Source organism: Halospeciosus flavus (genome assembly GCF_029814175.1).
Lineage (GTDB): Archaea > Halobacteriota > Halobacteria > Halobacteriales > Halobacteriaceae > Halospeciosus > Halospeciosus flavus.
This window is the reverse complement of record NZ_CP122312.1, coordinates 2,718,906-2,742,887: the sequence shown is the minus strand read 5'-3', so window position 1 is coordinate 2,742,887 and position 23,982 is coordinate 2,718,906. Positions and strand designations below refer to the sequence as shown.

The 23,982-nt window shown below is 68.3% G+C and carries 32 protein-coding genes and 2 tRNA genes; 21 read left to right on the top strand and 13 right to left on the bottom strand.

Annotated elements, in window-relative coordinates:
• Positions 1-26 precede the first annotated feature (26 nt).
• The 10 genes from P0Y33_RS14485 to P0Y33_RS14440 all read left to right on the top strand — a co-directional run bounded on the left by P0Y33_RS14485 (position 27) and on the right by P0Y33_RS14440 (position 8,057).
• Positions 27-482, top strand: a complete 456-nt coding sequence (locus P0Y33_RS14485; RefSeq protein WP_279528096.1) for a 30S ribosomal protein S19e — start codon at positions 27-29, stop codon at positions 480-482.
• A gap of 162 nt (positions 483-644) precedes the next feature.
• The gene (locus tag P0Y33_RS14480) at positions 645-1,010 is read left to right on the top strand and encodes a DNA-binding protein (RefSeq protein ID WP_279528095.1); all 366 of its coding nucleotides are present in this window, start codon (positions 645-647) and stop codon (positions 1,008-1,010) included.
• Positions 1,011-1,017: 7 nt separating this feature from the next.
• Positions 1,018-1,608 carry a DUF7411 family protein gene (locus tag P0Y33_RS14475; protein ID WP_279528094.1) on the top strand — a complete coding sequence of 197 codons (591 nt, stop codon included), beginning with the start codon at positions 1,018-1,020 and terminating at the stop codon, positions 1,606-1,608.
• Positions 1,609-1,665: 57 nt separating this feature from the next.
• The gene (locus P0Y33_RS14470) at positions 1,666-2,547 is read left to right on the top strand and encodes an EamA family transporter (RefSeq protein ID WP_279528093.1); all 882 of its coding nucleotides are present in this window, start codon (positions 1,666-1,668) and stop codon (positions 2,545-2,547) included.
• Between the two features lie 69 nt (positions 2,548-2,616).
• On the top strand, positions 2,617-3,918 hold the full coding sequence (gene hisS, locus P0Y33_RS14465; protein ID WP_279528092.1) for a histidine--tRNA ligase: 1,302 nt from the start codon (positions 2,617-2,619) through the stop codon (positions 3,916-3,918).
• Positions 3,919-3,999: 81 nt separating this feature from the next.
• The gene (locus P0Y33_RS14460) at positions 4,000-4,134 is read left to right on the top strand and encodes a DUF7503 family protein (protein ID WP_279527153.1); all 135 of its coding nucleotides are present in this window, start codon (positions 4,000-4,002) and stop codon (positions 4,132-4,134) included.
• A 245-nt stretch (positions 4,135-4,379) separates the two neighbouring features.
• The gene (locus tag P0Y33_RS14455) at positions 4,380-4,502 is read left to right on the top strand and encodes a hypothetical protein (RefSeq protein ID WP_279528091.1); all 123 of its coding nucleotides are present in this window, start codon (positions 4,380-4,382) and stop codon (positions 4,500-4,502) included.
• 58 nt (positions 4,503-4,560) lie between these two features.
• Positions 4,561-6,051 (top strand): heme-binding protein, encoded by a 1,491-nt coding sequence (locus tag P0Y33_RS14450; protein ID WP_279528090.1) that lies wholly within the window; start codon positions 4,561-4,563, stop codon positions 6,049-6,051.
• A 323-nt stretch (positions 6,052-6,374) separates the two neighbouring features.
• Positions 6,375-7,277, top strand: coding sequence for an acyltransferase (locus P0Y33_RS14445; RefSeq protein WP_279528089.1), 903 nt, complete (start codon positions 6,375-6,377; stop codon positions 7,275-7,277).
• 39 nt (positions 7,278-7,316) lie between these two features.
• Positions 7,317-8,057, top strand: a complete 741-nt coding sequence (locus tag P0Y33_RS14440; protein WP_279528088.1) for an Nmad3 family putative nucleotide modification protein — start codon at positions 7,317-7,319, stop codon at positions 8,055-8,057.
• 8 nt (positions 8,058-8,065) lie between these two features.
• Here the strand turns inward: P0Y33_RS14440 and P0Y33_RS14435 are convergent, their stop codons facing one another.
• Together P0Y33_RS14435 and P0Y33_RS14430 are read right to left on the bottom strand one after the other, a co-directional pair.
• A complete protein-coding gene (locus P0Y33_RS14435; protein ID WP_279528087.1) occupies positions 8,066-8,479 on the bottom strand; it encodes a hypothetical protein in 414 nt (137 codons plus the stop codon).
• A 38-nt stretch (positions 8,480-8,517) separates the two neighbouring features.
• Positions 8,518-8,958 carry a hypothetical protein gene (locus P0Y33_RS14430; protein WP_279528086.1) on the bottom strand — a complete coding sequence of 147 codons (441 nt, stop codon included), beginning with the start codon at positions 8,956-8,958 and terminating at the stop codon, positions 8,518-8,520.
• A 97-nt stretch (positions 8,959-9,055) separates the two neighbouring features.
• Here P0Y33_RS14430 and P0Y33_RS14425 point away from each other — a divergent pair.
• From P0Y33_RS14425 to P0Y33_RS14415, 3 genes are all read left to right on the top strand, one after another.
• Positions 9,056-9,126, top strand: a tRNA-Gly gene (locus P0Y33_RS14425).
• 463 nt (positions 9,127-9,589) lie between these two features.
• Entirely contained in the window at positions 9,590-10,117 is a 528-nt protein-coding gene (locus P0Y33_RS14420) for a gamma carbonic anhydrase family protein (protein WP_279528085.1), read from the top strand.
• Between the two features lie 51 nt (positions 10,118-10,168).
• A complete protein-coding gene (locus P0Y33_RS14415) occupies positions 10,169-10,996 on the top strand; it encodes an NAD+ synthase (protein ID WP_279528084.1) in 828 nt (275 codons plus the stop codon).
• Here the strand turns inward: P0Y33_RS14415 and P0Y33_RS14410 are convergent, their stop codons facing one another.
• Positions 10,997-11,674 carry an enoyl-CoA hydratase/isomerase family protein gene (locus tag P0Y33_RS14410; protein WP_279528083.1) on the bottom strand — a complete coding sequence of 226 codons (678 nt, stop codon included), beginning with the start codon at positions 11,672-11,674 and terminating at the stop codon, positions 10,997-10,999.
• 101 nt (positions 11,675-11,775) lie between these two features.
• Between P0Y33_RS14410 and P0Y33_RS14405 the strand changes: the two genes are divergently transcribed.
• From P0Y33_RS14405 to P0Y33_RS14395, 3 genes are all read left to right on the top strand, one after another.
• Positions 11,776-12,456, top strand: coding sequence for a DUF7114 family protein (locus P0Y33_RS14405; RefSeq protein ID WP_279528082.1), 681 nt, complete (start codon positions 11,776-11,778; stop codon positions 12,454-12,456).
• Between the two features lie 54 nt (positions 12,457-12,510).
• Positions 12,511-12,582: transfer RNA gene (locus tag P0Y33_RS14400), tRNA-Thr, on the top strand.
• 308 nt (positions 12,583-12,890) lie between these two features.
• A complete protein-coding gene (locus P0Y33_RS14395) occupies positions 12,891-13,805 on the top strand; it encodes a dihydrodipicolinate synthase family protein (protein WP_279528081.1) in 915 nt (304 codons plus the stop codon).
• Positions 13,806-13,808: 3 nt separating this feature from the next.
• Here the strand turns inward: P0Y33_RS14395 and P0Y33_RS14390 are convergent, their stop codons facing one another.
• Positions 13,809-14,495: a TOBE domain-containing protein gene (locus P0Y33_RS14390; RefSeq protein ID WP_279528080.1), complete on the bottom strand. Its 687-nt coding sequence runs from the start codon at positions 14,493-14,495 to the stop codon at positions 13,809-13,811.
• 64 nt (positions 14,496-14,559) lie between these two features.
• On the opposite strand from P0Y33_RS14390, the gene P0Y33_RS14385 reads away from it, so the two are divergent.
• From P0Y33_RS14385 to P0Y33_RS14365, 5 genes are all read left to right on the top strand, one after another.
• Entirely contained in the window at positions 14,560-15,606 is a 1,047-nt protein-coding gene (locus tag P0Y33_RS14385) for an extracellular solute-binding protein (protein ID WP_279528079.1), read from the top strand.
• Positions 15,607-15,645: 39 nt separating this feature from the next.
• Positions 15,646-16,602, top strand: coding sequence for an ABC transporter permease (locus P0Y33_RS14380; protein WP_279528078.1), 957 nt, complete (start codon positions 15,646-15,648; stop codon positions 16,600-16,602).
• Positions 16,599-17,549, top strand: coding sequence for an ABC transporter ATP-binding protein (locus P0Y33_RS14375; RefSeq protein ID WP_279528077.1), 951 nt, complete (start codon positions 16,599-16,601; stop codon positions 17,547-17,549). Before P0Y33_RS14380 ends, P0Y33_RS14375 begins: the two co-directional genes overlap by 4 nt.
• Positions 17,550-17,603: 54 nt before the next feature.
• On the top strand, positions 17,604-18,377 hold the full coding sequence (locus P0Y33_RS14370) for a DUF6517 family protein (RefSeq protein ID WP_279528076.1): 774 nt from the start codon (positions 17,604-17,606) through the stop codon (positions 18,375-18,377).
• 101 nt (positions 18,378-18,478) lie between these two features.
• Positions 18,479-18,952 carry a DUF7384 family protein gene (locus tag P0Y33_RS14365; protein ID WP_279528075.1) on the top strand — a complete coding sequence of 158 codons (474 nt, stop codon included), beginning with the start codon at positions 18,479-18,481 and terminating at the stop codon, positions 18,950-18,952.
• Positions 18,953-19,073: 121 nt separating this feature from the next.
• On the opposite strand, the gene rdgB is transcribed toward P0Y33_RS14365, so the two are convergent.
• The 9 genes from rdgB to P0Y33_RS14320 all read right to left on the bottom strand — a co-directional run bounded on the left by rdgB (position 19,074) and on the right by P0Y33_RS14320 (position 23,982).
• Entirely contained in the window at positions 19,074-19,625 is a 552-nt protein-coding gene (gene rdgB, locus P0Y33_RS14360; protein ID WP_279528074.1) for an RdgB/HAM1 family non-canonical purine NTP pyrophosphatase, read from the bottom strand.
• Positions 19,626-19,670: 45 nt separating this feature from the next.
• Positions 19,671-19,943 (bottom strand): DUF5808 domain-containing protein, encoded by a 273-nt coding sequence (locus P0Y33_RS14355; protein ID WP_279528073.1) that lies wholly within the window; start codon positions 19,941-19,943, stop codon positions 19,671-19,673.
• A gap of 174 nt (positions 19,944-20,117) precedes the next feature.
• Positions 20,118-21,716 carry a bifunctional N(6)-L-threonylcarbamoyladenine synthase/serine/threonine protein kinase gene (locus P0Y33_RS14350; protein ID WP_279528072.1) on the bottom strand — a complete coding sequence of 533 codons (1,599 nt, stop codon included), beginning with the start codon at positions 21,714-21,716 and terminating at the stop codon, positions 20,118-20,120.
• A gap of 35 nt (positions 21,717-21,751) precedes the next feature.
• Positions 21,752-21,886 carry a 30S ribosomal protein S27ae gene (locus P0Y33_RS14345; protein ID WP_279528071.1) on the bottom strand — a complete coding sequence of 45 codons (135 nt, stop codon included), beginning with the start codon at positions 21,884-21,886 and terminating at the stop codon, positions 21,752-21,754.
• Positions 21,886-22,206, bottom strand: coding sequence for a 30S ribosomal protein S24e (locus tag P0Y33_RS14340; RefSeq protein ID WP_279528070.1), 321 nt, complete (start codon positions 22,204-22,206; stop codon positions 21,886-21,888). The genes P0Y33_RS14345 and P0Y33_RS14340 overlap by 1 nt, the downstream gene beginning before the upstream one ends.
• 74 nt (positions 22,207-22,280) lie before the next feature.
• Positions 22,281-22,823 carry a GTP-dependent dephospho-CoA kinase family protein gene (locus tag P0Y33_RS14335; protein WP_279528069.1) on the bottom strand — a complete coding sequence of 181 codons (543 nt, stop codon included), beginning with the start codon at positions 22,821-22,823 and terminating at the stop codon, positions 22,281-22,283.
• Between the two features lie 7 nt (positions 22,824-22,830).
• Positions 22,831-23,028, bottom strand: coding sequence for a transcription elongation factor subunit Spt4 (gene spt4, locus P0Y33_RS14330; RefSeq protein ID WP_279528068.1), 198 nt, complete (start codon positions 23,026-23,028; stop codon positions 22,831-22,833).
• On the bottom strand, positions 23,029-23,598 hold the full coding sequence (locus P0Y33_RS14325; RefSeq protein WP_279528067.1) for a DNA-directed RNA polymerase: 570 nt from the start codon (positions 23,596-23,598) through the stop codon (positions 23,029-23,031).
• The gene (locus tag P0Y33_RS14320) at positions 23,599-23,982 is read right to left on the bottom strand and encodes a PIN domain-containing protein (protein ID WP_279528066.1); all 384 of its coding nucleotides are present in this window, start codon (positions 23,980-23,982) and stop codon (positions 23,599-23,601) included.

Sequence of the window (23,982 nt, the reverse complement as noted above, 5' to 3'; positions counted from 1 at the left end):
TACAGCGGGGACGTGAAAACGCGCCCATGGCAACCCTCTACGACGCACCCACGGACGAGCTCCTCGACGAGCTCGCCGACGTGCTCGCGGACCGTGTCGAGGAACCCGACTGGGCCCAATTCGCGAAGACCGGTCAGGACAAGGAACTCCCGCCCGAGCAGGACGACTTCTGGTACAAGCGTGCCGCCAGTCTCCTCCGCAAGGTCGCCGTCGACGGTCCCGTCGGCGTCGAGAGCCTCTCCACGGAGTACGGCAACACGAAGCGCGGTTCCAACCGCTACAAGGTCTCCCCCGACAAGAAGGTCGACGGTTCCAAGAACGTCATCCGGACCATCCTCCAGCAGCTCGAGGAGGAAGGGCTCGTCGAGGAGAAGGGCAGCGAAGGTCGCGTCGCCTCCGCCGAGGGCCGCAGTCTCCTCGACGACACCGCCGGTGACGTCCTCCAGCAGCTCGACCGCCCCGAACTCGAGCGCTACGCGTAACTCCACCCGACGCGCCTCGCGCGCCGGTACCGTACACCCACTTTTGTCGACCGTTTTCCGCCGAACAGCGACCCGTCTCCACGGCCGAGAGACCGTCGACGCCGAACCGCGAGACGTCGTCGAGTAAAGCTTTTTCTGCCAGGGCGAGTACAATACACCAACATGAGCGAGAACCCCGACGAGGACCGCCTCGACGAGATTCGACAGAAGAAGATGGAACAGCTCAAAGAACAGCAGGGCCAGGGCCAGGGACAGGGCGAGGCACAGCGCCAGGCCCAAGAGCAGGCCCAGCAGCAGGCCGAACAGCAGAAGCAGGCGATGCTCCGTCAGCACCTCTCCGACGGGGCCCGCAAGCGACTCAACTCCGTCCGGATGAGCAAGCCCGACTTCGCCGAGCGCGTCGAACAGCAGGTCCTCGCGCTCGCCCAGAGCGGCCGCATCCAGGACCAGATCGACGAAGAGCAGATGAAGAAGCTCCTGAAGGAGCTGAAACCCGAGTCCAAGAGCTTCGACATCCAGCGGCGCTGAACGTCGGATGGACCTGGGGTTACTCTACAGCGGTGGGAAGGACTCCACACTCGCCGCACTCGTCCTCGAACGCTTCTACGACGTCACGCTCGTCACCGCCCAGTTCGGCGTGACCGACGACTGGGAACACGCCCGCGAGACCGCCGCCGACGTCGGATTCGCCTTCGAGCGAGTAGACCTCGACCGGGACGTCGCGGAGGCGGCCGTCGAGCGTATGCTCGACGACGGCTACCCGCGAAACGGCATCCAGCACGTCCACGAACACGCGCTCGAAGCCGTCGCGGAAGCGGGCTTCGACGCCGTCGCCGACGGGACGCGCCGGGACGACCGCGTCCCCACGGTGTCCCGCGCGCAGGCGCAGAGTCTGGAGGACCGCCACGACGTCGACTACCTCTCGCCGCTGACCGGGTTCGGCCGCGGCGCCATCGACCGACTCGTCGAGGAGACCCTCCACGTCGAGTCCGGTCCGAGCGAGGAGATTCCGAAGGCCGACTACGAGACCGAACTCCGCGCGCTCATCCGCGAGGAACACGGCGACGAACAGGTCCGCGCGGTCTTCCCGGACCACACGCAGACGCGCGTGACCGGCCTGCAGTAGGCCGACACCCGAGACGAAACCGGACACTTCTTCTCCGCCCTCGGTGACCGTTCGAGCGTGCTCGCCGACGGAATCAGCTACGCCCTCCTCGCCGCCCTCGTCTGGGGATGTTACCTCTTCGGCCTGAAACGCTTCTTCGGCGCCGTCCCCGGCGCGGTCCTGACGCTCGTCGTGAACACCTGCGCCGTCGCGTGGTACCTCCCCATCGCCCTCTACGTCGGGTCGCCGGTCGCCGCGGCGGGCGAACTGGCCACGGCCCCGCCCGCCGCGCTCGGGTCCGTCGCGCTCACCATCGTCTCGGGTGCCGCCGCCTTCCTGCTCTTCTTGCGCGCGCTCGGTGCCGGCGAGGTGTCGTACGTCGCGCCCATCAGCAAGGTCGTCCCGGCGTTCGTCCTCCCGCTCGAACTCCTCCTGTTCCAGACGGCACTCCGTCCGGTCGAGATTCTCGGTATCCTCGTCGTCACGGTGGCGGTCTACCTGGCGAACTACGAGGGTGGCGGCCTGCTGGTGCCGTTCCAACGCGTCACCACCTCGCGCGCGGCGCAGTTCGCGCTGTTGAGCGCGGCCGGCTACGCGGTGTCGGACCTCGGCAAGCGGGTCGCGCTCCAGTCGGTGGGCATCCCGCCGACGCTGTGGGTCCCGCTGTTCCTCACCGGGATCGGTGTCCTCGTCGCGCCCCTCGCGTTCCGGGCGTGGCCGGAGGAGGGTCTCGACGACCCGTGGAAGTTCGTCGTCGCGGGCGCGGGAGTCGCGCTCGGCGAGCACGTCACGACGCTGGCGTTCTCGCTGACCTCGGCGAGCGTCGCCGCCGCCGTCGTCAACGGACAGGCCGTCGTCGCCGTCCTCCTCGGCGCCGTCTTCCTGCGCGAAGAGCGCCCCGGAATCCGACTCGCCGCCGCCGTCCTCACCGTCTGTGGGGTCGGACTCATCGCGCTCTAGGCGTAGGCGACCGTTCGTTCGAACGTACGAACGAACAGATTGAAGCGCGACGTGGCCGAATCCCGGACTATGTACGAACGCCTGAAGGGGTTCCGCGACTTCTACCCCGGCGAGATGCGGGCCCGGCGCGAGACCATCGACACGCTGGAGTCCGCCGCACAGCGCTACGGCTTCCGCGAGGTGGGCACGCCCGCCCTCGAACGCACCGAGATGTACGTCGACAAGAGCGGCGAGGAGATCGTCGACGAACTCTACGCGTTCACCGACCAGGGCGGCCGCGACGTGGCGATGACGCCCGAGCTCACGCCGACGGTCGCACGGATGGTCGTCGCCAAGCAACAGGAACTCTCCAAGCCCATCAAGTGGTACTCGACGCGGCCGTTCTGGCGCTACGAGGAACCCCAGAGCGGGCGCTTCCGCGAGTTCTACCAGACGAACGTCGACATCTTCGGTTCCTCGGAACCGGAGGCCGACGCCGAGGTGCTCGCCGTCGTGGGCGACGCGCTCACCGACATGGGTCTCTCGGGAGAGGACTTCGAGTTCCGCGTCTCTCACCGCGACATCCTCAGTTCGCTGCTCGGTTCCTTCGACGCCGACGTGGACACGAAACAGGCCATCCGCGCCGTCGATAAGAGTCAAAAAGTCTCCGAGGCCGAGTACCACGACCTGCTCCACGACGCGGGCCTCTCCTACGACCAGGCCGCCCAGTTCGACGACCTCCTCCAGTCGAGCGAGGACGACCTCGACGAACTCGTCGAGTTCGGCGGCGAGGACGTCGAGGCCGCCGTCACCAATCTCCGCGACGTCCTCGCGGCCACGGAGGACTTCGGCGTCCGCGAGTTCTGTACGGTCTCGCTGACGACCGCCCGCGGACTCGACTACTACACGGGCGTCGTCTTCGAGTGCTTCGACTCCACTGGTGAGGTGGGTCGCTCCGTCTTCGGCGGCGGCCGCTACGACGACCTCATCGAGTCCTTCGGCGGGCAGCCGACGCCCGCCGTAGGCGTCGCACCCGGTCACTCGACGCTCCCGCTACTCCTCCAGCGCGCGGGCGTCTGGCCCGAAGAGGAACTCCGCACCGACTACTACGTGCTCACCGTCGGTGACACCCGCGACGTCGCCGCCGACATCGCCCGTGAACTCCGTGCCGAGGGACACACCGTCGAGTCCGACGTGGCCGGCCGCTCGTTCGGCGGCCAACTCGACTACGCCGACTCCATCAACGCCGAGACGGTGGTCATCGTCGGTGAACGCGACCTCGAAGAGGGTAACGTGACGGTCAAGGACATGGACACTGGCGACCAGGTCCAGGTCCCCGTCGAGGAGTTCCCGGGTGCCCACGACGAACCCCGCTACACCGACTTCGAGTAGTCCGCATCGCCCCGCCCGACTTATTTTCACATCTATTTGGTCGTAACTTATTTTATTACACGGTTCATTGTATGAAATGAGATGGCTCGCAAGGCCCTGCAGAACGCGGTCGCACAGCACCCGAAAGCCGTCGGCGCGCTCTTCACGAGCGCTGTCGCGCTCTCCCAGGTCCAGTCCACGCTGGCCGTCTGGGGTTGTGGCTCGCTCGGTCCCTGAGTTCCCGGACTGACACTCACGGCAGACCCCTCTGACACTCTCACGACGCCGACGCGGCCCTCCTCCCCCACGCCGGCCGTGTCGAACCCCCGTCGTCCCGCTCCCCCGGTTCGACGGGCGCCGAGCCTGACACTCCCGTCCGACGTCGCCGCCTCCCCACTCCGCTGCGCCGTCGGACACGCGGACGCTCCGTCTGCACTCTTCCTCGGCGGTCGAGTCCACGCTCGACCGTCGGTACGTCCTTCGTGTCACTAGCCGCACGATTCGACGAGGACCCACGACGTCGAATCGCGCTCTGCTTCGCGGCGGTCCTCCTGGTGCTCGCCGGGTGGCTCACCGGGTTGCTCGCCGGCGTCGGTTCGACGTGACCGGTCTCGGCGCGAACCGGAAAGACACTTCACACCGTCTCTCCAACCCCCACACAACATGGTCGAAGCCCCACAGACCGCCGAGGGTTGGTACGTTCTCCACGACTTCCGGAGCGTCGACTGGGACGCGTGGCGCGACTCCCCCGAACACGAGCGGGCACACGCGCTCGAAGCAGGCGAGAGTTTCCTCCAGCACCGCGAGGCCGTCGCGGACGCCGACGAAGGCGACTCCGCCGTCTTCTCCATCCTCGGCCACGAGGCCGACCTCCTGTTCCTCCACCTCCGACCGACGCTCGACGACCTGAATCGCATCGAGCGCTCCTTCGAGGGGACCGCGTTCGCCGAGTTCACCGAGCAGACGAACTCCTACGTCTCCGTCACCGAGGTCTCGGGGTACGTCTCCGACGAGTACTTCGAGAACCCCGAGGAGGTCGACGAGGGCCTCCGTCGCTACATCGAGGGGAAACTCGAACCCTCGCTCCCCGACGACGCCTACGTCTCCTTCTACCCGATGTCGAAGCGCCGCGACCCCGAGTACAACTGGTACACCCTCCCCTTCGAGGAGCGCGCCGAGTTGATGGCCGAACACGGCGACACCGGCCGGCAGTACGGCGGGAAGGTCCAGCAGATCATCTCCTCGTCGCTCGGCCTCGACAACTGGGAGTGGGGGGTCACCCTCTTCAGCGAGGACCCGGTCCACCTGAAGGACATCGTCTACGAGATGCGCTTCGACGAGGGGTCCTCGAAGTACGGCGAGTTCGGCGAGTTCCTCGTCGGCCGTCGCTTCCCGCCGTCGGACCTCGACGCCTTCCTCACCGGCGAGGAAGTCCCCACACCGGAGAGCGAGGAACGCGAGGACGGTCACCCCCACGGACACGGCGAGAGCGAGAGCGGGTCGGGCGGCCACCACCACGGCCACGGCGAGAGCGGAGGCGAAGACCAGGAATCCGAGGACGGCGAGGAGAGTCTCCGCGAGGAACTCGCGGACCTCGACGTCTACGCCGGCCAACCCCACGGCGAGGACGTCTTCGCCGTCGGTCTCTACTCCGAGGCCGACGTCGACGAACTCGAGACCGAGGTCGAAGGACTCACCGAGAGCTTCGACCACTACGACACACACGTCGAAACCGCCGTCTACGAACCCGTCGCCGGCGAGGGACCGGCCGCCGTCGTCTCGCTGTGGGAGACCGAGAGCGCCGCCGACACGGCCGCGGGCTTCCTCGCCGACCTCCCCGGCGTGACCGGACGCGCCGGTGAGGCGGAGGAAGGCTGGGGGACGATGGGCATGTTCTACACCGTCGAGCCCGAGTACCGCGAGGAGTTCGTCGAGAAGTTCGTCGAGGTCACCGACGCCCTCGAAGGAATGGAGGGCCACCGCGAGACCCGCCTGCTCGCCCGCCGCGACGACGAGAACGAACTGTTCATCGACAGCCGTTGGGAGTCGAAGGAGGACGCGATGGACTTCTTCCGCTCCGACGCCTTCCGCGACACCGTCTCGTGGGGCCGCGACGTGCTCGCGGACCGACCGCGCCACGTCTTCCTCGCGTAGGTCGGCACTCGCCCCCGGACAGTTGAACACTTGTACAACTGTTCAACTGATTCGACACCTGTCTCGGGCGCTGTCGCGTCGATATACACGCGAAACGAACTCTCTTCGAGTACTCGACTGGGTCGGTCGCGGAGACCGGAGTGAAAGTGGTGAAAGTGGAGCGTAATCGCACGATTGCGTCGACGTTCGACCGGAAGAGAGGGGGTTTGAGTGCGTCGAGCGACATCGGTCCGGACCCGTGTTTCGGCGGGTCGGTCGACCGGAACCCGGCCCTGCCTGCAGGGACGGAAACCCATATGGGGCGGCGGGTGAAAGGAATCCCAATGACGAAGAAACGTGTCTCGCTGCCCGACGAGGCGGAGACGACACTCCGCGCGTTCGTCGACGAGGTCGACGAGCGACTCTCGGGCGACGAGGACACCTACGAGGTCGTCGAGGACGTCCTCGTCGACCTCAACGGCGACCGCGACGCCTACGAGTCGTGGAAGAACGGTGCGAGCGTCTCGGCCGCCGAGGAGGCACGACTGCGAAACTACGACCCGCACAACGTCACCCTGGAGAGCGAGTACTACGCCGAGAAAGACGAGGAGGCGTTCGAGGAGTCGAAGCCCCTCCAGTGGCTCTGGCGACAGTTCGACAACACGCCGCTCGCGGACAACGTCGAGTTCGCCCTACGCTTCCGCGAGATGCTCGCGAACCACCTCTTCGCCGAGGCAGGTGAGGGACTCCGCATCTTCAAGGGCGTCTCGATGACGTACGGCCACAACATCGAACTGGGGGACAACGTCGTCGTCCACGACGACGTCCACCTCGACGACCGCGGGAAACTGGAACTCGGCGACCGCGTCAGCATCGCCGACAACGCCCACCTCTACACCCACGACCACGACGTCGTCGACCAGACCAAGGTGTCGAACTACCGGACGGTACTCGAAGACGACGTGCGCGTCGGCCAGGACGCGATGATCCGTGCGGGCGTCCGCGTCGGCGAGAACGCCTTCGCCGGCGCGAAGTCCATCGTCCAGGGCGACATCCCCGCCCACCACGTCGCGGTCGGGACGCCCGCGAAGAGCGTCCGCGTCAAGCCCGGGTGGGAGTCCGTCGCCGAACCGCTCGACCAGGGCGGGAAAGACCGCCGCGAACAGCGCCGGATCGAGTTCGACCTCGACCTCGACGAGTCCGAGGAGTTCGACGAGTTCGACCGCGAGCGGACGCCACCGAACTGAACCCGTCGGCTTTTCTCCGCCGCCCGCGAATCCGGACGCGTGCCACGTGCCGTCGCCGTCAACGTCGGAGCCAACACGAATCAACCCGGTTTCCGGGGACCGGTGTTCCCGGACGGGTCGTTCGCCTACGTCCCCATCCCCGAGAGTGAACCCATCCGCGACCCCGCAGCGGCGCCGACGTACGGCGACCTCGCCCCACGGCTCCCGCTCGCGATACCGGACGACCTGCGGGAGACACCGGTCCACCTCGACCCCTCGTTCGCCGACTATCCCCGTTGTTCGTCGTACACCTACGGCGACCCGCACGGCGTGAAGGCCCGACCGCTCGCCGACCTCGACGCCGGCGACTACGTGTTCTTCTACGCGACGCTCTCGTGTGCGCGACGGGAGGACGGGAGCGACGCCGACGCGTCGTTCGCGGAGTGGCTCACGCCCGAGTGGGGCGCCTACCTGATCGGCCACTTCCGCCTCGCGAGCGACCCGCTGGTGGACCCGGTCCGCGAGGACGTCCCCGAGCACCTCCACGAGAACGCCCACTACCGGCGCGAGTCCTTCGACGCGGCGGTCCTCCTCGACGGCGACCCCGACGCCTCTAGGCTCTACGACCGGGCCGTCCCACTCTCCGGGGAGCGCGGCGTCGACGCCAACCACGTCGTCACCGAGTGGTCGGCCGACTTGGGGAAGGGACCGTGGTGGCGTCGGCCGCTCCGCTTCGACCGCGACGCGACCGCGTCGCTCCGTGAGTGGGTCGACCGGGACGACTTCCCCGCGGTCCGCTGAGTGCGAGGTCACCGGAGCGAGACGTCGAGTGCGTCCTCACCGGACGGCCCGCGTGCGTACTCGTTGCCCGCGGTGACGCGGAAGACGTCGAACCGAACGACGAGTCGGCCGTCGGGGAGCGTCGCCCGGAGGACTGGTCCCCGACTCGTCACGACGACGTATGGTGGTCCGGCGACCGGCGTCGCCTGGAGTTCGCGACCGGCGGCGTCGACGGCCCCTGCGAGCGCTCGCGGGAACGCGTCGAGCGCGCCGGCCCGGTCGAGACACGCGCGAAGCGGCGCGCTCACACGCGACCCGTCCGCGACGGTCGCCCCGTCCCACGAGTCGGCGACGGCGTCCGCACACGCGTCGACCGCGGCGAGGAGGTCCCCGTGGTCCGTTCGGAGGTAGTCACGCGCGGCCGTCGTCGGGTCGTCGCTCACGGTCGCAGATACGTCGGTGACGCGAAAAGCGTAGCGGCTCAGCGCCACACGAGCAGGTGTCGGCCACCGACCGAACCCACGAGGACGATTCCCGCGAGAGCCACCGTCCCGAGGAGTCCGAGGACGGCCCCCTCACCGCCACGCGCGAGGACACCGAAGGCAGCGCGGAGCCACACCAGCGTTCCGAGGGCCACGAGGAAGACGGTCGCAGCGACCATCTCGACGGCGTGGGCGCTCCCGACGACGAGCAGTCGTGGCGTCAGTTCCGCCTCGCTCCAGAGCGAGCGCGTGACCGACGTGACCCCTCGACCGACCACGAGGGCGGCGAGCGCGACGACGGCAGCGAACAGGAGGAACACGACCGGTTGGAGCGCGTCGACGCCGGCGACGAAGAGTCCGGCGAGTGGGGTGAGCGTCAGGACGACGGCGACGAGCAGTGCCTCCGCGGCGTCGACGGAAAGTCGCCGAAGTGGACGCATGGGTCGTGGTTCGCCGGTCCGCCGGATGTAGCTTCGGGCCACCGAAACGCTACGTTCAAGTGTCGGAACCGATTAGGCAGAGGTGCACGAACGCAGTGCACCGGTGGTCTAGTGGTAGGACATGAGCTTCCCAAGCTCATAGCCCGGGTTCAACTCCCGGCCGGTGCATCTCCACTTTCCTCCCGACCTATCGACGCCGAGGCGAACGGTGTGAGCGACGCGAGCGCCGGTGCCGAGCCGAGCGGAGCGAGGCGAGGGTCGATGGACGAACGGAGTGAGTCCATCGGACGTCTAGTGGTAGGACACGAGCTTCCCAAGCACGTAGCCCGGGTTCGACCCCCGGCGGTGCATCTCCACGTTCCTCTCGAACTATCGACGTCGAAGTGGTCGGTGTATCTGCATTCTCTTCGAGTTACTTCCCGTCGCCGCGAGTAGAAGACGAACGCTCCCGAGAGGGGTCGTGCCGCCGAAGTCGAGTGGTCGAATGCGGTACTACCTCGCTGGAGTGGAGACGTCGGTTGACTGTGACACCACCTCGCTCGTATCGTGGTAAGGTAACACGTGACAATAAACGTTGCGGCGACAGTGCCCGGTCCGTAGCTTCAAGGTGGTCGCCTCGTCACACCGAGGTATGATTCGGAGTTTCGAGGGCGTCGAGCCCGACATCCACGAGACGGCGTACGTCGACCCCGAAGCCACGGTCATCGGCGACGTGACCATCGGGCCGAAGGCGAACGTCTGGCCGAACGTCACGCTCCGCGGCGACGACGGTCCCATCGTCGTCGAGCGCGACGCGAACGTCCAGGACAACGCCGTCTGCCACGAGGGGACGACGATCCGCGAGGGGGCGACCATCGGGCACTCGGCCATCGTCCACGCGGCGGAGGTGAAACGACGGGCGATGGTCGGGATGAACGCGGTCGTCCTCGACGACGCCGTCGTCGGCGAGGAGAGTCTCGTCGGCGCGGGGTCGGTCGTCACCGAGGGAACCGAGATTCCCGACTCGACGCTCGCCGCCGGAACGCCCGCCGAGGTCCGCAAGGAGGTCGAAGACTCCGAGTGGGCGAACGCCGGCGCGGTGTACGTCGACCTCGCGAAGCGCCACGCCGCACACGACGAGGTCCTCTCCGAAGACGGCCACGTCCCCGACGTCGAGTAGTCCTCCGTCCGGGCGGGAGGATTTTTGAGCGATGCCGGCGAACCGCCGACCATGGACCAACCCGAGACGCAGGCGGAGATCTCTCCGATCGACCTCCGGTTCTCCGAGGAGGAACTCGAAGCCGAACGGGAGCACGTACAGGCGTTCGTCCGCCAACAGGTGGAGACCGCCGGCGTCGACCGCGTCGTACTGGGACTCTCCGGCGGGATCGACAGCACGCTCGTCGCCCACCTCGCCGTCGGGGAACTCGGCCCCGACGCCGTCCACGGTCTCGTCCTGCCGGGTGAGGTCAGCGACTCCGAGAACATGAGCGACGCCGAGCGCGTCGCCGAGGAACTACAGATCGAGTACGACGTCCTCGAGATCAACCCCATCGTCGACCGACTCCTCGACGCCTACCCCGAAGCCGAGGACGACCGGATGGCCGTCGGAAACGCACGTGCACGGACCCGTGCGGTCCTCAACTACCTCGTCGCCAACCACGAGAACGGCCTCGTCCTCGGGACGGGCAACCGCACCGAAGCCGCCACGGGCTACTTCACGAAGTACGGCGACGGCGCGGTCGACTGCCACCCCATCGGCAACCTCTACAAACAGCAGGTCCGCCAACTCGCCGCGCACCTCGGCGTCGCCGAGGAACTCGTCTCCAAGACCCCGACCGCGGGGCTGTGGGCCGGCCAGACCGACGAAGAAGAGATCGGCGTCGACTACGACACGCTCGACGCCATCGTCGCCCTGCGGATCGACGGCCACCTCTCGACCACCGCGACCGCGCGCATCTGCGAGACCAGCGTCGAGACCGTCGAACGCGTCGTCGAACTGAACGCGAAGAGCGAACACAAACGCCACACGCCGCCCGCGCCCGAACCGCTGTTCTGATCAGTCGTTTCGTGCGTCGACGAGGTCGGCGAAGGCGTCGGCCTCGCGGCGTTCCTGCTCGGCCCGCGACCCGTCCTCGCGCACGAGTCGCTTGAGCCGGGGGAGCGCGCCCGCGTCGTTCGCCGCGACGGCCTCGGCGACGCTCGTGGGATCCTCGACGACCTGCGAGACGAGTCCCACCTCGCGGGCCTCGGCGGCGTCGACGACCCGTCCGGTGAGCGAGAGATCGAGCGCGACGGTCTCGCCGACGGCGCGGGGCAGGCGGCGGGTGCCGCCCCACGCACCGAACAGGCCGAGTGAGACACCGGTCTCCGCGAACGTCGCGTCGGGTGTGGCGACCCGGACGTCACAGGCCAGGGCGAGTTCGACGCCACCGCCGCGCGCGGCCCCGTCGACACCCGCGACGACCACGGCGTCGGCGTCCTCGATGGCGTTCATCGTCCGCTGCCCCCGGCGGGCGAACCTGCGGGCCGACTCGCGGTCGAGGTCGTCGACGACGCCGAAGTCCGCGCCGGCGCAGAAGGCGCTCCCCGCACCGCGGAGGAGGACGACCGGCGTGGGTGCGTCCGCGACGGCGGCGGCGAGGTCGTCGAGCAACTCGGGGGTGAGTGCGTTCCGGCGTTCGGGTCGGTCGAGGGTGAGGACGCGGACGCGCTCGCGGTCGTCGACGGTGAGCATACGTCGGTGTGTGCGCGAGCGGTATCTGTAGGTTGCGCTCGCCGGGTGAGGGAGTGGGGTTTTCCAAAGGTCTTTGCCGTCCCCACCGCTACTTCCGGGTAATGGAAGAGGCCGAACAGGCCAGGGTCGCCGCCCGCGACGCCGTCGCCGACGTCACCCCGTCAGCCCTCCACGAGACGATCGACGAGCGACTCGTCGCGTCGTCGATGGTCCCCGGGGCACTCACCGTCCACGCCGCCGACGCCGTCCCCGGAGACGTCGACGACGACGCAGTCGTCCGCCGCGCCGCCGGTGTCCAACTCATCTACGAGGGGTTGACGCTGACGCGGACGCTCGTCGGCGAAGAACCGTGGGCCGACGTCGACCTCGACGCAGTGGGCGACCTCGACGCCGACCTCGACGTGCTCGCCGCCGACGTGTTCGTCGCCCGCGGGTTCCGACTGCTCGCTCGAACGGAGGCGGCGACCGGGGCCGTCGAAGTCGTCCGCGAGTTCGGCCGCGAACAGACCGAGAACGGAGACGGGACCGAGAGCGAGGGAGCCGGTGCCCGAGACCTCGAAACCGCCGTGTTCGAACTCGCCGCCGTCGCGGGTGCGACCGCGACCGGGTCGCAGACGCCGCCGGCGCTCACGCGCTACGTCGTCGGACTCGCTGCCGACGTCGACCGGCCGCTCCCCCCCGCCGACGAGGTGCTCCCGGAGACCCTCTCGGAGGTCATGGCTCGGGCCGCTCGCCCCCCCGCCGACGACCGCGCCCGCCCGCACTCTGCTAGCGATTCGTAAGGCCGTACCGAATCGAAACCCCTAAAGACAACTGCCCATTACTGAGTAATGCGTGCCTGGGTAGCTTAGCGGTAAAGCGCGTCCTTGGTAAGGACGAGACCCCGGATTCAAATTCCGGCCTAGGCTTCATTCCTCACTGTCGTTACACCGACCAGCGACAGCGTAGTCGCTGGTCTCCGTTCACGTCTCTCTCGACAGCACTCGCGCCGTAGAATGTCGTCTCGAAGGGGAAAACGCCGCGTCGGTGCGGCGCATGGAGCGTGTGTGGGGGAGCGTCGGATGGGAGACGCTCGGACCCGATTAAGCGCTCACGTTGGAACTACGTAAACCTTCGTCAGACGGCGGTACGACCCGTGTGTCCCCGAACGACGCGCGTCAGACGGGCGGCAGTTCGGCCGGACGGCTTTAGGTGGGAGGCGGACGTGGCCGCCAGTATGAACGGACTCGGCGTACCCCTCGTGACCCCCTTCGACGAGGACGGAGACGTGGACGAAGACGCCCTCGCGGACCTCGTCGCGTGGGTGACTGACGGCGAGCGGCGACGCGAGGTGACCGCGGGCGGATCGCACCCCAGCGGCGTCGACTTCGTCGTCCCCTGCGCGTCGCACGGCGAGGCGGAACTCCTCACCGTCGCGGAGCGCGACCGCGTCACCGAAGTCGTCGTCGAGGCGACGCCACCGGACGTCGACGTGCTGGCGGGCACGGGTCACCCCGGCTACCGCGAGACGCGCGAACAGACCCGCCGGGCGGCCGACGCGGGAGTCGACGGCGCGCTCGTCGTCGCCCCGTGTCCCGTCCGACACGACGAGTCGACGGTCGCCGCCTACTACCGCGATTTGGCCGACGAGAGCGAGGTCCCGCTCTACCTCTCCGACACCCCGCAGTTCACCGGGACGGCCCTCTCCGTGGAGACCGCGGCGGCGCTGGCGACACACGAGAACGTCCACGGGATGGTGGACACCGCGGGCGACTTCGACGCCTTCCAACGACTCCGCGAACGGACTCGGGAGGAGGCGTTCGAGTTGTTCGTCGGCGACGGGAGCCTGCTCGCGCCCGCACTCGACGCGGGTGCGGACGGCGGCGTCTGTGCGCTCGCGAACGTCGTCCCCGGTCGACTGAAGGAAGTGTGCGAACTCCACCTCGGCGGCGAGGACGACGCGGCCCGACAGCTCGACCGACGGCTGCTCGAACTCGACCACGCGGTCACCGACGAGTACGGGGTGCCGGGACTGAAGGCCGCGACCGACTACCGGGGCGCACCGGCGGGAGCGCCACGTCGGCCACACCGACCGGTCGACGACGACGCTCGCACGGAGATCGAGACACTGGTCGACGACGCGCTCCCCTGACGATCACTCCGAGCGAGGGGTGGCCCGCGTCGCGGTCGCCTTGAACGAGGCGACGACCTGCCGGCCCGCTTCGAGTGTGAGTCGGTCTCTACTCTCGTCGGTCACGAGCGCGTACAGCGGCGCGTCCGTCCCGACGTCGACCCGTACCCGGGAGACGGCCTCGCCGCGCTCGACGTCGACGACTTCCCCCACGAAGCGATTGCGGGCGCTCGTCGCGCTCTCGGCCGGCGTCTCGTCGGGGTCGTGGAGTGTCACGGCGTCGGCGCGGAGGCTCACCTGTACCGTGTCGACGCCGGGCGGGACGAGCGCGCGGACGCGGCCCGCCCCCGTCTCGACCGTCCCGAGTTCACCGTCTCGCGAGACGACGCGCCCGTCCAGCACTGCCTCCGTCGTCTCGGCGACGGACGTGTAACCCGCACGGAGGCGGTCGAAGCGGGCGAGGAGGTCGCGGGCCGTGTCGGTGAGCGAACTCCCGCCGCCGCCCGACCCGCCGCGCTGTCGCTCGACGAGCGTGCCGAACGCGTCCTCCAGGTCCGTCAACCGGTCGTGCGCCCGGGAGTACGACCGCCCCAGTTCGTCGGCCGCTCGGTTCAGCGACCCCACCTCGTCGACCGCGCGGAGGAGCGCCGCGTCCTCGGCGCCGAACGAGACGTCGTCCGCTCGGAGTCGTGCGTCGAATCCCGCGTCCATATCTCCATTGAGGGTGCCGGAAGCAAAACCGTTATGCCGCTGGTCGGATAACGGCGTTGTATCCATGTCGGAACAACGATCGCGACGCGCGTTCCTGGGGAGTGTCGGTACGGCAGCAGCACTCGGTCTCGCCGGGTGTACGGGCACCGGCGGGAACAGCGGAGACGGGAGTGGCGAGGGGACCACGACGGACTCGGTGCCCGGCGACGGCAACACGATGATCTTCCACGCCGGGAGCCTCGCGCCGCCGTTCTCCGCGGCCGAACCGAAGTTCGAGGAGAAGACCGGCATTCAGGTGACTCGCGAGGCGAAGGGCTCCGTAGCGTCGACGAAGAAGATCACCCAGCAAGGTCGGAAGGCCGACGTGCTCGGCGTCTCCGACTTCCGACTCATCCGCAACCGCGTCCTCCCCGAGTACGGCGACTGGTACAGTATCTTCGCGACGAACGCGATGTCCATCCAGTACCGTGAGGACTCGCCCGGTGCCGACGACATCTCGAAGGACAACTGGTGGGAAGTCCTCTCCCGCGACGACGTCACCATCGGCCACTCGGACCCCGCCGTCGACCCCGGTGGCTACCGCGCGGTCATGAGCCAGCAACTCGGCGCGATCGAGTTCGACGGGAAGAAACTCTACGACGACGCGACCTACCAGAAACTCCGCGAGAACTCCGTCGTCCCCACGGGGACGGAGACGAACCTCGAAGGACAGCTCAAGTCCGGGAAACTCGACTACGTCATCTACTACCAGTCCATCAGCGCCTCCGCGGACATGCCGTGGATCGACCTCCAGCCCGAAGTCGACCTCTCGAAGGCGACCAGCGAGTACGCCAAACACTACGCGAAGGCCAAAGTCGAGACCGACTCCGGGACGTTCACGGGCGCACCGATCGCCTACGGGCTCACCGTCCCCTCGGTCGCGGAATCGCCGTCCCTCGGCGCCCGCTGGGTCGAGTACTTCGCTACCGAACCCGGGATGCAGGTGCTGAAGGACAAGGGCCTCCAGCCCGTCTCCCCCATCGTCGTCCCCGAGTCCGGGAAGGACGCCGTCCCCGAGCGAGTCATGAAGCACGCGAAGGCCCAGCAGAAGCTCGGTCCGATGGAACTCTGAGTCGGCGCGCACAAGTAGTCCACTCACCACCACCTCTACATGTCGCTCACGAGTCGAACTGGGTACGAACGAGTGGCGCTCTTGCTGGCGGCCGTGACCGTTCAGGTCGTCGCGTTCTCGCTGGCCTTCACGGCCGACCGGCCGACACTGTACGCGGTGTTCATGGTTCTCTCGGCGGCCGCGCTGGCTTACGGTGCCGAGGGCGGACTACCCGGGATGGCCGCGGCGATGCTCGGCTCCGTCCTCCTCGTCGCCCTGACGTTCCCGTTGTTGCTGTTCACCGCCCGGCAAGACCCCTCACTCGTGATGGAGAAGCTCTTCAGCCCCGAAGTACACAAGATGCTCTACCTCTCGATCTACGCCCCACTACTCGCGGCCCTCTTCGCGCTCCTCACCGGCGTCCCACTCGCGTACCTGCTCTCGCGGGGCTTCCCCGGAAGCGAGTTCGTCCAGAGTCTGGTCGACCTGCCGCTGGTCGTGCCCCACTCCGTCGCGGGAATCGTCATCCTCTTCGGCTTCGGACAGGGCGGGGCGTTCCCCCAACTCTCGATTCTCGGAACGATGGTCGGCGCGGTTCTCGCGATGACCTTCGTCTCCGCACCGTTCGCGGTCAACAGCACCCGCGAGGCGTTCGAGTCACTCGACCGCCGCGTCGAGTACGCCGCACGCGTTCACGGGGCGAGTTCGCTGAGTGCGTTCCGCCGTATCTCGTTGCCACTCGCCGCGCGAGGCATCCTCACCGGCGGTGTACTGGCGTGGGCACGCGCCGTCTCCGAGTTCGGCGCCGTCGCCATCGTCGCCTACACCATCCAGTTCTTCTACCCGCCTGCGGGGCAGAAAGTGTACGGCGCGCACGCACCCGTGTTCATCTACAAGACCTATCTGACCGGTTCGCTCGCCGAGAGCGGTGCCGTCGCGTTCATCCTGCTCGCCGTGAGTATCGTCATCTTCGTCGTCATCAGGAGTCTGGCACAGGACGGAGGGACGGTCCTATGATGCTGAGCGCCGCCGTCCGGAAGCAGTTCACCGCAGAGGGAGCCGAACCCTTCGACGTCGACGCCGGAATCGAGGTGGCCGACGGGGAGACACTCGTCATCCTCGGTCCGAGCGGAAGCGGCAAGACCCTCCTGCTGGAGTCTATCGCCGGCTTCCACGACCACGAGGGCCACGTCCAACTCGGCGACCGGGACATCACCGACGCTCCGCCCGAGGAACGGGAGTTCGGCTTCGTCTTCCAGGACTACGGTCTCTTCCCGCACATGACCGTCCGCGAGAACGTCGCCTTCGGCGAGCGCTACTACGACGACACCCGCGACCCCGACGAACTCCTCGAATCGCTGGGTGTCGCACACCTCACGGAACGTTCGCCGCCGACGCTCTCCGGTGGCGAGAGCCAGCGAGTCGCCCTCGCGCGCTCGCTGGCTGTCCGACCGGACGCACTCCTCCTCGACGAGCCACTGTCCGCGCTGGACGTCCCGACCCGCCAGTCGCTCCGGGACGACCTCGCGGACGCGCTCGCGGGCGTGACGAGCGTCTACGTCACACACAACCGGACGACCGCGCGGGCGCTCGCCGACCGCATCGCCGTCATGCGCGACGGCGAAGTCGTCCAGACGGGCGACCCCGAGACCATCTTCGGGTCGCCGGCCACGCCCTACGTCGCGCGGTTCGTCGGCGCGAACGTCCTCCCGGCCGAGCGCTTCGACCGCGGGGCGGACGTCGCGAGGGTCGCCATCCGCCCGGAGCACGTCGTCCTCGACCCGACCGACCCGGACGGGCGCGCCACCGTCGAGCGCGCCACCCGCGAAGACGCCGCCTTCCGGGTCGTCCTCGACTGGGACGGCGAGCACGTCGAGACGTTCGCGGACGACCCGCCCGCCGTCGGCGCGTCGGTCGGCGTCGGGTTCCCCGCGGAGTCCCTCGCCGACTTGCGCCGCGAGTAGTCACGGACCGAGTCGAGCGACGAGCCTTTTCCGCCCCGGCGCCAACGGTCCACCATGAATCGACGCGACTTCCTCGGCGGACTCGGCGCGGTCGGCCTCGCCTCGTTCGCCGGTTGTGCCGACTCGGTCTCGGGTGCGACCGGCCCACCGAACGTCCCCGAACAGCGACTCCACGAGGGCGGGTGGGAGCGGTTCGCGGCGGACACCCAGCAGTTGTTCGAACAGTCCATCGGCCCGGTGACGGTGACCGGGACGGCGAACACCGTCCAGTACGAGGACGCGGCGCTCCGAGAGCGCCTCGAGGCGGACACCCTCGGGAGCGTCTCGAGTACCGTCGCGCTCTTCTCCGCGACCCGGGTCGTCACGGACCCGAGTCTCGGCAGTCTCCCCGGCGGCGTCGGCGTCTCGCAACTCCTCGACGTCGTCGAAGACCGGGCGAAGTCGCAGTTCCGCAACGAGATGGAGAACCAGGGACTGAAGAACCCGAAGGCGGTCGGCGAGTTCGAACTCGAAGTCGAGACCGGCGAGACCGCCCGCGGCACCGAGTTCGAGGCGGAGTTCCCCGTGCCGCCCATGTCGTTCGACCTGCCGAACGGCGAGCAACTCACCATCGAGGGCGCCGAACTCGAGATCGAGGGGCAACTCGCCGTCTGGGAGCACGCAAACTCGGTGCTCGTCGCGGGCGGCGCCTACCCCGGCGAGAACTACACGCGCGCCCTCCAGCGCAACGTCACCGACGCGGTCACGGTCGGCGTCGACGTCGACCTCGAACTCGAACCGAAGTCCTACGCCCAGGAGGTCCGCTCGCTCGTCACGAGGGTCGAGTGAGATGGGCTGGAGCGACCTCTTCGAGCGCGCCGAGGCGTACGACGTGACCGTCGAAGACGTCCGCGAGGCACTGGACGAGCACCGAGCGAGGAGGAGAGACAGTGACTGACGAACCCGACCCGACCCGACTCGTCGCCGACGCGGACGTGCTCGCGGCCGACCTGCTCGTCGGCGGCGCCGCCCGCGACGTCCTCGACGCCGTCCGCGCACACTCCTGGCTGACGCTCGTCGTGAGTGACCCACTGCTCGACGACGCGGAGGCCGTCGTCGCCGACCTCGCGAACGCCGAGTTGGCGGCCGACTGGCGCGACGCGGTCGACGCGCTGGGCGAGTCGGTCGACCACCCCGCGGGCGACCACCCGGCGCTAGCCTGCGCCTACCGCGGCGAGGCCGCCCACGTCCTCACCTACGAGGAGGACCTCCTGACGACGAAGGCGAACGCGACGCTCAAGCAGTTCGTCACGACGAGTTTCAAGACGCCCGACGCGTTCGCGACGGTGTTCGACCCCGAGCAACTCTACCCCGCACTCTTCGACGAACCGTATCCGGGACCCGACGCCGACCCGCGGGACTGAGTGAGGCCGATCCCGCGCTTTTCCTGCTATCCGCCCCCGAACCGGCGGTACTCGTTCTCGTACTCGTCGCCGTCGGCGTCGTCAGCGGACTCGTCGGCGCGCCCCGGCCGCCGGTAGCTCCTCACTCCTCCCGTTCGGCGAGCCAATCGGCGAGTTTCGCGAGCGCGCGGCCGCGGTGCGAGAGGGCGTTCTTCTTCTCGGTGCTCATCTCGGCGAAGGTCGTCCCGTCGTGCTCGAAGATGGGGTCGAAGCCGAAGCCGCCCGTCCCGCGCGGGGCGACGATGCGACCCTGGACCGCGCCGTCGAACGTCTCGGTCGTCTCGCCGTCGGTGTAGGCGACCGTACACCGGAAGGCGGCCCGGCGGTCGTCGAGTTCCTGTGCGAGCGTCCAGACGCCCTGGATGCCGATGGTGTCCTCGACGTAGGAGGAGTACGGACCGGGGAAGCCGTCCAGTTCGCCGACGAAGAGACCAGCGTCGTCGACGATGACGGGGTCCTCGCCGCCGGCCGCCTCGAAGGCTTCCTCGGCACCGCGGGCCGCGATGTCGGCGAGTGAGTCGCTCTGGACCTCGGTGTAGTCGTAGTCGAACTGTTCGACGTCGACGAGTTCCGCGAGGTAGTCGCGCGCCTCTCGAACCTTCCCCTCGTTGGTGGTGACGAACCGGAGAGTCATACCCGACGCGACGCGCGCGGACGAAAAGATTGGTTCGGTCTCGACTCAGTCGACGACGACTTCGACGGCCTCCTCCGCGGCCTCGTCGAAGTCTTCGTTCCCGGACTGCTGCTGGTGCCAGTAGAGACCCGCGGCGACGGCGAGGACGACCCACGACCGCCAGTTCGCGAGGTTGAGCGTGTAGCCGATGCCGAAGGGCTTCTCGACGAGCATACCCTCGCCAGGCTGCCAGTAGGAGGAGAGGAGGTTGCTGATACTCGGCTTCTCGAAGTTGTAGGGGATTCCGAACAGTTCCCCCTCTGCCGGCTTGTCTGCCATACGTCGGTGTTGTAGCGGGCCCGACTAATCAGTTTGGGGTCGACGGACGAAGGTTCACGTACGAAGCCGACACCACACCCTGTGCGTGCGGTGAGGAATACCCGTCGGCGTCCGCGGTCGTGCGGTCCAGCGCCGGCGGTGAGGGAATGGGGGACCGCCTGTTCGCCAACTGCGTCACTGGTAGCGACCGCGTCCCTCGATCTCGCGGAGTTGGTCGAGGACCGCCGGGTCGCCGTGCTCGCGGTACTCCGCCTCCATCGCCGCGAGCAGCAGGTCGGGGTCGGCCGCGGTCCCGCGGAGACTCTGTGTGAGGATGTGGAGGTCCATCGCGTAGTCCTCGGCGTCGTCGGTGTAGTAGCCGAGGCCGAAGTCGATGAGGAACGTCCGGTCGGGCCCGACGCGGACGTTTCTCGTGGTGGGGTCGCCGTGGACGAACCCCTCTTCGTGGATGGTCGCGAGGTGGCGCGCGACGTCTCGCACCCGCGACTCGGTCAGGTCGTCGCGGAGGTCCGCGTCCCCGACGTGCTGGAGTTCGAGCGTCCGCTCCCGGACGTCGACGTCGAAGACGACCGGCGTCGGGACGCCGTAGCGGCGCGCCTCGCTCGTGAGTCGCGCTTCGAGGACCGTACGGTCTCGACGGAGTCTCTCGTCGAGGTCGGGGTGGCGGTACTCCTTGGGCACCCGGCGCTTGGTCACGCGCTCGGGGCCGATGGAGACGGCCGCCTCCGCGCCGCGGATGGTCGCCCCCGCCTCCACTTCGCTTCGGGCGAGCGAGTTGGTCTCCTCGCGCCAGGTCACCGCGACCTCGTCCGGTCGGTAGTTCGAGTCGACGGCCGACTCCTCGATAGCGAGGGTGTCGCCGGCGTCGTACATCTTCGCGCCGAGTACCGCGATCATCCCCGCGTTGTCACGGAGGAAGCGTGGCTCGGGCGCGTAGAAGTCGGCGCCGCGTGCCTCGCACATCTCGCGCAACATCTCGCGGAGGCGGGCGTTCTGCCCGACCCCGCCACCCAGGACGAGTTCGTCGCGGTCGGTGAGCGCGAGCGCGCGTTCGGCGACCTCCGTGAGCATCGCGAAGACGTTCTCCTGCAGAGCGAAACAGACGTCCTCGACGGGCGTCCCCGCGTCGTACGCCTGCTTCGCGGCGCTCATGATGCCCGAGAACGAGAAGTCCATCCCCTTCACGACGTAGGGGAGGTCGACGTACTCGCCGTCTTTCGCGTGTTCCTCGACCTTCGGACCGCCGGGGTGAGACCACCCGACGTGTCGGGTGAACTTGTCGAGGGCGTTGCCGACGCCGGTGTCCATCGTCTCGCCGAGCACGCGGTAACGCCCGTTGTGATAGGCGAGGACGTGCGCGTTCGCGCCGCTCGCGTTCAGGCAGACCGGCTCCTCGAACCCCGAGCGGTGACGGCCGATCTCGAGGTGCGCCACCATGTGGTTGACGCCGACGAGTGGCACGTCGAGTCGCTGGGCGAGTGCGCGCGCCGCCGTCCCGACGATGCGGAGACAGGGTCCGAGCCCCGGTCCGCGGGAGAAGGCCACCGCGTCGATCGGGCCGTCGGCGTGGTCGAGCGCGCGCCCGACCACCTCGGGGACGGCCTCGCGCATGTGCTCGGCCGCCTCGCGCGGGTGGATACCGCCGCTCTCGGGGGCGTACGCCTCGGACTCGATGGTGACGGTCTCGTCGTCAGTTCGGACCGACGGGTCCTCGGTCTCGTAGACGGCGGCGCTGGCACACCACGCAGTTCCCTCGATACCGATGACGCGCATCAAAAAGTGTTAGCGGTTCGCCTGGTCGAGCGGGATTACTCCCACTCGGTGTAGTGGCACTTGCCGCAGTACTGGCGGTCGCCGTGGTCGGCGAGGAAGGTGTCGCCACAGCGCGGGCACTGCTCCTTCTGGACGTTACCCTCGTCGTCGTAGTACTCGTTACGTGCCATTATTCCTCAGCCTCCGCTTCCTCGGCCTCGGCCTCCGCCTCGGCGGTGATCTTGTTGCGCTCGAGCATGTACTCCTGCTCGACGTCGATGGCGGCCTCGGGGGACTCGTAGACCTTCGCGTAGCCGACGGTCTTGCGCATCCCGAACTTCGTGTCGAGTTCGTGGACGACGACTTCCTCGGCGTCCTTGTCGAGTTTGGCCGCGAGGCTGTCGCGAACGGAGAGACGCGACGGCGTCTCCTCTTCGTGGGTCACCTCGAACTTGACCTCCGTACGGTGGAGAAGGGGGTTCTCCTCTTCTCCGAGGATTGCGATTTCCATGGTCAGTTGTTCGTATATGGCGGCGATTCGAGTAAAAGGGTTGTGATTGGCCTCGCTTCGACGCCCGATTTCCGTCAGTCGACGAGCGTCCAGAACTCGTCGGTCGTCTCGAGTTCGCCGGCGAGGTCGCGCATCCGTTCTTTGGCGCCCGACGTCACCGCGACGCGGACCATCCCCTCGCCGGGCTGGCCGTAGACGACGGTCGCGCCGACGGGCGCGAGCAGGACGGCGGGGACCGTCGCGAGGTCCTCTTCGCCGTCGACGCTGATGCGCGTGGACGTATCGGCCGGCGCGTCGATGGCGGCGGCGAGTGCTTCGAGGAGTTCGGCGGAGACGGTCCCGGGCGAACTCTCGACGTCGACCTCGCGGTCGGCGTCGGGGATGTCTACGAGGACCTCCTCGGCGACCGTCTCCCGTTCGGTCCGGCCGTCGACGACGAAGACGTGCGGGACGACGCCCGCGCGGCCGAGGTGCGCGGAGACGACGTCACCCACGGCGACGATGGGGCTGTCGCCCGCGTCCGCGAGCAGGCGCTCGGCGTCGGTGTAGACCGGGCCGAACGGCTCCTTGAACGAGGCGCGCGCTTCGGGCGGGAGAGTGGCGACGGCGTGGGGCACGGCGTCGTCAGCGGACCTTCAGCGCGTACTCGCCGGCCTCGGTGACCTCCATTTTCTCGGCGACCTCCGACTCCTCCGGGTGGGTGATGACGACGTAGCCCGCCCAGTCCTCGGTGAGACTGTTGGACCCGCAGTAGGGACAGACCTCCTCGTCGGGGTCGACGATGCGGTGACAGTCGTGACAGGCGAGACGATTCGTCGCCATCTAGTCGTCACCCACGGACGTCTCCTGCTCGCGTTCGGCCTGGAGCCACCCGTGCTTCCCGAGGCCGGGTTGCTTGGCGGTCAGCCCGATCTTCGACTCGCGGGGGTTCCGCTCGTCGATACTCTTCGTGACGATGCGGACGCGGACGGAGTCGCCCACCGTGAGGATCTGGTTCGACTCGCGGGAGGCGAGTTGCTGGTTCTCCTCGTCGTAGGCCAGGTACTCGTCCGAGATCTGGGAGACGTGGAGCAGTCCGTCGACGGGACCGATGCCGACGAAGGCACCGAAGTTGACGACCTCGACGACCTCGCCGTCGACGACCTCCTGCATCTCGGGGTCGAAGACGAGCGCGTCGAACTCCGCCTCGTAGTAGACGCCGGGTCGGTTCGGGAGCACCGCGCCCTCGCCGACGTCGACGACCTCCGTCACCGTGACGACGCTACCCAGGTCCTCGTCCATTCGCCCCTCGAGTTTGTCCTGCAGCAGCCGCTTCACCAGGTCCGGCGAAACGTCTGCCAGGTGCTCGGGGGGTACCTCGACCGTATCTTTGAGCCTCGCTCGCTTGTACATCTATGGTTGAGTGCGTGTGAGTTGATTCCGCCCCCTTAAATGAATTACCGGAACGCCCACGTCGAGTACGCGCTCCTTGAGGGGACGGTCGTTCGTGACGACGGCGTCGACACGCCCTTCGCGGGCGAGTTCGACGAGCGCGTCGTCGGCGTACGATTCCGTGGTCTCGACCGTCGCACCGCGGGACGCCAGGTCGCGCCCGACGCTCGCGGCCGTCGCCTCCTCGCCGCTCCCCGCGGCGAGTTTCTCCAACTCGGCGCGGACGGCTTCGGGGACGACGGCCTCGAAGTCACCGACCACCCGTTCGAGTTCCTCGAAGGGGCGGACGCCGACTTCGACGGGCATCATGAGCGCGCTGGTGTCCATGGCGACGGTCGTGGTCAT